This is a genomic window from uncultured Campylobacter sp., assembly GCF_938030815.1.
Classification (GTDB): Bacteria; Campylobacterota; Campylobacteria; order Campylobacterales; family Campylobacteraceae; genus Campylobacter_B.
The window spans coordinates 1-8,517 of sequence record NZ_CALHII010000039.1 but is presented as its reverse complement, the minus strand read 5'-3'; the positions used below and the strand labels follow the sequence as shown (position 1 = coordinate 8,517).

Genomic DNA, 8,517 nt, shown 5'->3' with positions numbered 1-8,517 from the left:
GTTCGGGTTTGCCGGCCAAGCCTTGGGTAAAGACAGGGTTGTGTTCTACCACCCTAAGTTCTTACCCTGCGCGAAGCTTTAAATTTAAGCTTCGCTCTTTGCGCTTTCGATATCGTCGTTAGCGCCTAAATTTCGCACCAGACGGGTAGGCATGCCGTTGTCTTTTTCAAATTTAGAGATGATCTCCACGATCTGCTCTCCAGAGACCGTCTCCTTCTCATACAGCGCCTTTACCATCTCCTCGATCGCCGGAGCGTAGGTCCTTAGCGTCTCTTTTACCGCCGCATAGCGCTCATCTAGCGTCTTGCGGACATATTCGTCAATCTTAACCGCCGTTACCTCGCTGTAATCCTTGATGCTCTGTCCGCCGTTTAGGAAGGAGTACTGCTGCTTTTCGAGCACCGCAAGCCCGAGAGCTTCAGTCATTCCGACCTGAGTGGCCATAAATTTAAGCATATCGGTAGCGCGCTGCAAATCATTACCTGCTCCGTCGGTGATCTCGCCCAAAAACACATCCTCCGCCGCGCGCCCCGCCAAAAACGTATCGATCTCGGCAAAAATTTCATGGCGCTGATGCAGATATCTATTTTCAAACGGAGAATTTAGCGTATATCCCGCGGCACTTAATCCGCGCGGCACGATAGTTACCTTCGATACGGGCATCGCGCCTTTAGTAACCTCGGCGATGAGCGCATGACCGCTTTCGTGGTAGGCGACGATCCGCTTTTCGATTGGGCTTACGCGGCGCGATTTTTTAGCCAGTCCGATACCGACGCGTTCGATCGCTTCGAGCAGGTCTTTTTGCTCGACCTCCGCCTTTGCCTCGCGACCCGCTAAAAGCGCGGCTTCGTTGATGATGTTTGCAAGATCGGCTCCCGCAAAGCCAACGGTAAGGCGCGCGATCTCTTCGATATCGATATCGCGAGCAAATTTAACGTCGCGCATATGCACCTTCAAAATCGCCATTCTGCCGTCAAAATCAGGTCTATCGACTAAAACCTGCCTATCGAATCTACCTGGACGCAGAAGCGCCGCATCAAGCGTCTCCGGGCGGTTGGTAGCCGCAAGGACGATTACCGGGCTTGATTCCGAGCCGAAGCCGTCCATCTCAGCAAGCAGCTGATTTAGCGTCTGCTCGCGTTCGTCGTTGCCTCCGCCGATACCACCTGCGGTTCTGCTTTTACCGATCGCATCGATCTCGTCGATGAAAACGATCGCTGGAGCCTGCTTTTTAGCGTTATCAAATAGATCGCGCACCCTGCTGGCGCCCACGCCTACGAACATCTCTATAAAGCTCGAGCCCGATACCGAAAAAAACGGCACGTCCGCTTCGCCCGCGACCGCTTTGGCTAGCAGCGTCTTGCCCGTGCCCGGAGGCCCCACCAAAAGAACGCCTTTTGGAATTTTAGCCCCGAGGCTTATATATCGCTCGGGGTTTTTTAAGAAATCTACGATCTCCTTAACCTCCTCTTTCGCCTCTTCGACGCCCGCGACATCGCTAAATTTAACCTTCGGCTTTTCGGCGCTTACTAGGTTTTTAGAGCTTCCGATGCCGAGCACGCCGCCGCCCATATTGCGCTGCATGCGATTGGCTAAAAACATCCAAATTCCAAAGAAAATCACGAGCGGCAAGACCCAGCTAAAAAGCAGATCGGTCAAAAAGTTGCTCTCATTATACGCGCCGTATGGAATTTTGCGCGATTCTAAAATTTGAACTAGCTCGGGATCATCCACGCGCTTGGCGGTGTAGATTACGTTGCCGACTTGCGCTTTAATCGTGGAGCTTCCGATGGAAACCATGCTTACTTGAGAGTTTTTGATCTGCGATTTTAGCTCGGAGTAAGTTACGTTTCTACTCTCGCCCGAGACGGAGCCCAGCACTCCACCACTATCAAATCCGCCACTTGGAGATATCGCTTTAAACACGACTATCAAAATAAGCGCGAAAATTATAAAAACGCCGATCGGATTTTTATTAAAAAAATTGTTTCCGCCGCCGTTTTGAGGGGACTGATTATTTGGGTTGTTATTCATATCTTCCTTTCATAAACGAAACTAAGCCATTCGTTTTGCTTTTTCATCTGCACGAAATTTAAATCCGAAAAGGCTTGCTCAATCCTATCTTTATATTTTTCTAAAATTCCCGACAGCACGAGCTTGCCGCCGGGCTTTAGCGCTTTTTTTAGATCCGCGCTTAGGATCAAAATCACGTCGGCGATTATATTTGCGACGACGAGATCAAACTGCGGCTGCGCGCTTTCGCTTGAGCCTCGCTCGTTTAGGCTTGAAACGCTGCCGAGCCAAATTTTATCGATCTGCACGCCGTTTTTCTCGGCGTTTTGCTGCGTAGCGGTCACCGCCTGCTCGTCGGTATCGCAAGCGCTTACCTTTGCGTCCAGTTTTTTCATCGCGATACTTAGAATTCCGCTGCCGCAGCCCACGTCAAGCGCGCTCATGCCCGCGCGAGTAAGCTCGCTAAGCAGCGCTAGGCACATATTGGTGCTTTCGTGATGCCCCGAGCCGAACGCCAGCGCAGGATCGATCAGCAGATCGATTAGCGCGGGATCTTGCGATCTTTCGCACCAGCTCGGACGGACGTAAAATTTACCGACCGCCACAGGCGCGACCCCTTTTTTGTATTCGTCGAGCCAGTCTTTGTTTTGCTTTTTTGAAATTTCGATCTGTAGATCGGCGTCTAAATTAAGAGATCGCGAGAGCCCCTTTTTAAACTCTTCAAACGCAAATTTTAAATTTTGCAGATCCTCTTCGTCGCGGATTATGAAACTCTCGCCGCGTTCCTCGACGCAGGTAACGCCGAGCTCAAACGCAAAGCTTTTAAAAAGCTCGCTTGCATTCGCGCTTTTTACGATCATCTCATAAAAAAAATCTTTCATCGCCTCACATCGCCTTTAAATTTTAAAATTTGCATATTACTAAAATTTAGTTCAAACTTTGCTTACGCTCGGGCGTTTTTACAGAGCTTCAAACGCCTTTTTAAGATCGAGCGTGCCTTCGTAATACGCCTTGCCGACGATGACGCCTGCTATTAGCTCTGCGTTTTTAAGCGCGATTATGTCGTTCATATCTTTCACGCCGCCGCTTGCGATAGTATCGATACCGCTAGCTTTCGCGATAGAGCGGCTAAATTCTACATTCACGCCGCTTAGCATCCCGTCGCGCGATATGTCGGTGCAGATGATCGCGCAAACGCCCGCGTCCGCGTAGTCTCGCGCCAGATCGGTCGCTTTTACGCGGCTTAGCTCAGCCCAGCCCTCGGTCGCTACGAGCCCGTCTTTTGCGTCTATGCCCACGACGATGCGGTAAAGCTTCGCCATCCTCCTTACGAAATCCGGGTTTTTAAGCGCCGCCGAGCCCAGGATAAATCTATCGACGCCTAGGCTCAAATACTCCTTTATGCGCGCTTCGTCGCGGATACCGCCGCCCACTTCTACGCGCAGGCGAGTGCTTTTTACGATCCGCTCGATCGCTTTGAAATTTACCGCCTCGCCAGCAAACGCGCCGTCCAGATCGACCAAATGCAGCCATTTAGCGCCGAGATCTTCAAATTTTTTGGCTAGCTCGCAGGGGTCCTTGGAATAAATTTTTGCGCTTTGCATCTCGCCCTTGCTAAGGCGCACGGCGCATCCTTGTTTCAGATCGATCGCAGGGAAAATTTCCATCACAGCTCCGTAAAATTTTTAATGATTTTTATGCCCGCATCGTGGCTTTTTTCGGGATGCGGCTGAAAGGCAAATACGTTTTCGTGCCAAATCGCGCTTGCAAACTCATAGCCGTAAAACGTGGTCGCAAGCGTGATCTCGCGCGCGCAAAGGACGTGGTAGGAGTGCACGAAATACAGATACTCAAACTCGCTCAAGCCCCTGTTTATCGGCGAGCGTTTGATAAAATGCGCGCTGTTCCAGCCGACGTGCGGGATCTTTAGGCTTTCGGCACAGGTAAAATTTTGCCAGCTGCGCGCGCTAGATTCCGCCTCGTCTGAATTAAATTTCGCCCCGCCCGATCTAAATTTCATATCCTCGGATCGAAATTCCGCTTCGCAAACACTAAATTTCGTTTTGTCAAATTTCACGACGCGACCGGATAGAATTCCAAGCCCGCTGCGCGCGCCGAATTCCTCGCTTTGCTCAAACAAAAGCTGCATCCCCAGGCAGATGCCTAAAAAATATCTGCCGCTTGCGACGAACTCTTTAATCGCGGCGTCCATACCGCTTGCGTGAAGCTTATCCATCGCCTCGCCGAATGCGCCCACGCCCGGAAGCAGAGCTTTATCGCAGCTCAAAAGCTCCTCGGGGCTGCGCGCGAGGCAAAATTTAGCGCCGCAAAAGCTAAGTGCGTTCATTACGCTTTGGATATTGCCCGCGCCGTAATCCACGATGCCGATCAAGCCGTGCCCTTCATACCGTTCAATCGGTGCGAAAACTCGGGCACGATGCGCTTTAGCTTATCCGCGACCTGCGCGTCCTTGCACTCCGAAAGCTCCTCGATCTGCGAGCTTAGCTCTTGTAGGTCGTATTTTGCGGAGTGGGTTACGAAGATTGATTGATACTTCGTGCTCTTGTCGTTTTCGTCGATCAAAAGCTCCTCATAAAGCTTCTCGCCTGGGCGCAGACCGACAAATTTAATGCCAAGTTCCTCCTTGCCCGCAAGCTGCAGCATTCGCTTGGCAAGATCGGCGATCCTTACGGGCTCGCCCATATCCAGCACGAAAAGCTCGCCGCCTCGCGCGATGGAGGCTGCTTGAAGCACGAGCTGGCACGCCTCGCTAACGAGCATAAAATATCTCGTAATCTCGGGGTGCGTAACGGTAAGCGGCTCGTTCGCTTCGATCTGGCGTTTAAATTTAGGAATGACACTACCGCTTGAGCCGAGCACGTTTCCGAAGCGGACGGCGACGATCTGCGTGTCGCTTGCCGCGTCGTTGGAATTTAGCGCGTAAAGCTCGCAGATACGCTTCGTCGTGCCCATAATGTTCGTCGGTCGCACCGCCTTATCAGTCGAGATCAAAACGACCTTTTTCGCGCCGTATTTTTTGGACAGATCGATTACGTTTTTTGTGCCGATGACATTATTTTTGACCGCTAGATGCGGGTTAAACTCGCATAGCGGCACGTGCTTATACGCCGCTGCGTGCACGACTACCTCGGGACGAAATTCCGCAAAAACCTCCTCCAGCTCATGGCGATAAACGACGTTTATCATCTTTAACTCGTTGCGCGCATCCGCGCCGGTGGCTTCGTTAATCGAGTAGAGGTTAAACTCGCTGTGTTCGACCATGATAAGACGCTTTGCGCCGAATTTCAAGCACTGCTTGCAAATTTCGCTTCCTATCGTGCCGCCCGCGCCCGTTACCAGCACGATCTTGTCTTTGATAAAATTTTCGATCGCCTTGGTGTCGAGGTCTTTGGGCTTGCGAGCGAGCAGATCCTCGATCGATACGTCGCGGATCTTTTTGCTCTCATCCTCCAAAAGCGAAAAGAGTTTAATATCCTTTAGCCCGTACGCGAACAGCTCGTCGTAGAGCTGCTTTAGCTCGTCCGGATACAGCGCCAGCGCGATGATCGCGGTTTTAGCACCGCTATCTTTGATCATCTGCGGAATTTCGCTCTTAGCCCTGACGACGTAATTTTCGCAATACGTTCCTACTAGCTCAGGCCGTCCGTCCACGACACCCACTGGATAGTAGTTGATATATTTTTGCCGCATACCTTTTAGGACGTGAAAGGTCTTGCTTGTAGCGCCCACGACGATGCAGGGCTCGTTATTCGTGATGTTTTTCTTCTCACTTAGAAACATCCGCTTTGAAATTCTAATCCCACCAATTAAAATAAACGAGATCGCCGCATCGATGATGATGACCGAGCGCGGGAATGGGTTAAAAACTTTACTCGCTAAAAAAAACAGGATCAAAAAGGTAAGCGCCGCCATAACGTGCGCATAAAAGAGCTTCCTCGCTTCATATAGACCGAAAAATCTCCACGGAACTAAATAGATCCGCAAAAACCAAAAATAGAAAATTTTAATCGCAGTAAGGCTCGAGGCGCTAAGCAGCGCGCCTTTATAGAATTCGTTCGGTATATCTCCGCTAAATCGCAGCAAAAACGCGATATAAACGGAGAGGATCGAGATAAAAATATCTCCCAGCAAAAAAAACGCGAAGCGGCTAAATTTAGTGGGTTTTAACAGCATCAGATGTTTTCTTTTACGATTTTTACGACGCGCTCGATCGTCTCGTCGCTCATATCGGTGCCGCTAGGAAGGCAGATGCCGCGACTGAACATATCCTCGCTCGTGCCGTCAACTACGCTAAGCGCGCCTGCGAAGATGCTTTGCAGATGCATCGGCTTCCAAAGAGGGCGAGATTCGATGTCGGCTTTATTTAGAGCGTCGATAACCTTTAGATGAGCGCCTTTTTGTTTAAATAATAAAGTCGTAAGCCATCTGTTGCCCTCGCCACCTTCTACTTCGGGCATAAACTCCACGTCGGTGCCTCTAAACAGATCCTCGTAAATTTTAAAAATTTCACGCTTTCTTTTCACGCGCTGCGGCAAGACCTCCATCTGACCTACGCCGATAGCGCCTAAGACGTTGCTTAAGCGGTAGTTGTAGCCGTAGTCTTTGTGCTCGTAGTGAAGCAGCGGCTCGCGCGCCTGGGTGCTTAAAAATCTAGCCTTAGCCACTAGCTCCTCATCGTTTGAGATCAGCATTCCTCCGCCTGAGGTAGTGATGATTTTATTGCCATTAAAGCTTAGCGCGCCGCATTTTCCGATACCGCCAAGTGCTTTACCCTTATAAAATCCACCCAGCGCCTCTGCGGCATCCTCGATAACATCAATGCCTTCGTTCGCGCAAATTTCGCATATCTCATCCATCTTCGCAGCCTGTCCGTAAAGATGCGTAACGACGAGCACCTTTGGCTTTTTCGGCGATTTTTTGATCGCTTCTTTAAGCAGCCTCGGGCTTAAATTCCAACTCTCGTCGCTGTCTATCAGCACCGGCACGCAGCGCTCGTAAAATATCGGATTTAGCGACGCCATGAAGGTAAACGTGGAGCCAAGCACCACGTCGCCGTCCTTTACGCCGCTGCAGCGAAGCGCTAGATGAAGCGCCGCCGTGCCTGCATTTAGCGCCAGCGCGCCGCGCGTGCCAGTATAGGACTTCACTGCGTCCTCAAAGCGATTAACATATTCGCCCAAAGGCGCGATATAGTTGCTTTCAAATACCTTTTTTATATACTCAAGCTCATTGCCACCCATATTCGGCGGGCTTAAAAATACTCTTGCCATCTCTATCCTTCCTTGATCTTTAAATTTAACCTCGCGCGGAGCAAAGCTAAATTTAGCTTTCGGCATTAAATTTAAATGCTCGGATTTTATCACTTTTAATGTTATAAATTTTAAATTCAGCTATTTTTTTTCTTAATTCAATATAATAAGGGTCAGGATATTTTACTAATTTATCAAAATTTTCTTTTGCTATATCTATAAATTTCTGTGGTACTCCTAAGGGATTGATATTAGCACTATAATCTAAAATATCATTCTTACCCTCTCTTTGAAATTTATAAATATTTCCTCCATGTAAATCTTTATTCATTTTTATTACCCCAATAATGTTATAATAATACTAGTTAGTATAAATGATATAGTTGCTATAAGAGATACAGCATATAAGATATTCACCGCTTTTTTTATATCTTCATAGTCAAATTCTTTTAACTTATCTCCTATTTTTTGCTTCTCATAATCTTTACCAAAATAACTAATTTTTCCACCAAATTGTATTCCTAATGCTCCTGCATAAGCAGATTCACTTTGTCCAGAGTTTGGGCTTGAATGTTTATTTCTATCTCTAAAAAATACTTTTAAAGAATTCTTAAAATTATATCCTAATATTAAACTTGATAAAGGTACAAATATTAGACCTGTAAGTCTTGCTGGAATAAAGTTTGCAACATCATCAACTCTTGCAGAAACTTTTCCAAAATCTATATATTTTTCATTCTTATAACCAACCATAGAATCCAAAGTATTTATTGCCTTATATGTCATAGCAAAAGGTAAGGCAAGAGATACCATTTTCCCAAATAGTTCAATAGAAAAGAAACTTCCAACAAAGGCAAAGAATGCTGGAGAAATAGAGCCGTCTACTGTATTTTCAGCTATTGTTTCAACTACACTCATAATAATTTTTTCAAGTGATAGAGTATTTGTATCTCTACTCACAAGATATGAAAGTTCTTTTTTAGCCTTTTCAACATCCCCTGATTTCAATATATTATAAACTTTTTTTCCTTCATCTGCTAAACTTTTAGTTGCAAATGTTGTATAGAGAAAAAATATCTCTATGACATAACCTGCTCTTGCTAGAAGTAAAGAAACTATAAAAGTTGAACTTAAAGTTAAAATATTTAAAATAGCTCCTGAAAATATTTTATTTTTAGCCTTATATAAAAATTTTTCTAAAAAACTTATTAACTTCCCTATTATGATAACAGGG

Annotated in this window: 8 protein-coding genes; all 8 read right to left on the bottom strand. The window is 47.4% G+C overall.

All coding sequences use genetic code 11. From position 1 onward, the window contains the following. Window positions 1–84: 84 nt before the first annotated feature. Window positions 85–2,034, bottom strand: coding sequence for an ATP-dependent zinc metalloprotease FtsH (gene ftsH, locus Q0277_RS01090; RefSeq protein WP_297994675.1), 1,950 nt, complete (start codon window positions 2,032–2,034; stop codon window positions 85–87). Further along, window positions 2,031–2,894, bottom strand: a complete 864-nt coding sequence (locus tag Q0277_RS01085; protein WP_297994672.1) for a 50S ribosomal protein L11 methyltransferase — start codon at window positions 2,892–2,894, stop codon at window positions 2,031–2,033. The genes ftsH and Q0277_RS01085 overlap by 4 nt, the downstream gene beginning before the upstream one ends. 78 nt (window positions 2,895–2,972) lie before the next feature. Then, a complete protein-coding gene (gene hisA / locus Q0277_RS01080) occupies window positions 2,973–3,680 on the bottom strand; it encodes a 1-(5-phosphoribosyl)-5-[(5-phosphoribosylamino)methylideneamino]imidazole-4-carboxamide isomerase (RefSeq protein ID WP_297994669.1) in 708 nt (235 codons plus the stop codon). Next, a complete protein-coding gene (gene hisH, locus Q0277_RS01075; RefSeq protein ID WP_297994666.1) occupies window positions 3,680–4,405 on the bottom strand; it encodes an imidazole glycerol phosphate synthase subunit HisH in 726 nt (241 codons plus the stop codon). The genes hisA and hisH overlap by 1 nt, the downstream gene beginning before the upstream one ends. Then, window positions 4,402–6,207, bottom strand: a complete 1,806-nt coding sequence (locus tag Q0277_RS01070) for a nucleoside-diphosphate sugar epimerase/dehydratase (protein WP_297994664.1) — start codon at window positions 6,205–6,207, stop codon at window positions 4,402–4,404. The genes hisH and Q0277_RS01070 overlap by 4 nt, the downstream gene beginning before the upstream one ends. After that, on the bottom strand, window positions 6,207–7,304 hold the full coding sequence (gene pglE, locus Q0277_RS01065) for a UDP-N-acetylbacillosamine transaminase (protein WP_297994661.1): 1,098 nt from the start codon (window positions 7,302–7,304) through the stop codon (window positions 6,207–6,209). The genes Q0277_RS01070 and pglE overlap by 1 nt, the downstream gene beginning before the upstream one ends. Window positions 7,305–7,356: 52 nt before the next feature. Beyond that, window positions 7,357–7,614 (bottom strand): hypothetical protein, encoded by a 258-nt coding sequence (locus tag Q0277_RS01060; RefSeq protein WP_297994658.1) that lies wholly within the window; start codon window positions 7,612–7,614, stop codon window positions 7,357–7,359. A 5-nt stretch (window positions 7,615–7,619) separates the two neighbouring features. Beyond that, window positions 7,620–8,517: adenosylcobinamide-phosphate synthase CbiB (gene cbiB / locus Q0277_RS01055; protein WP_297994655.1), on the bottom strand; the 898-nt coding region annotated here is incomplete at its 5' end.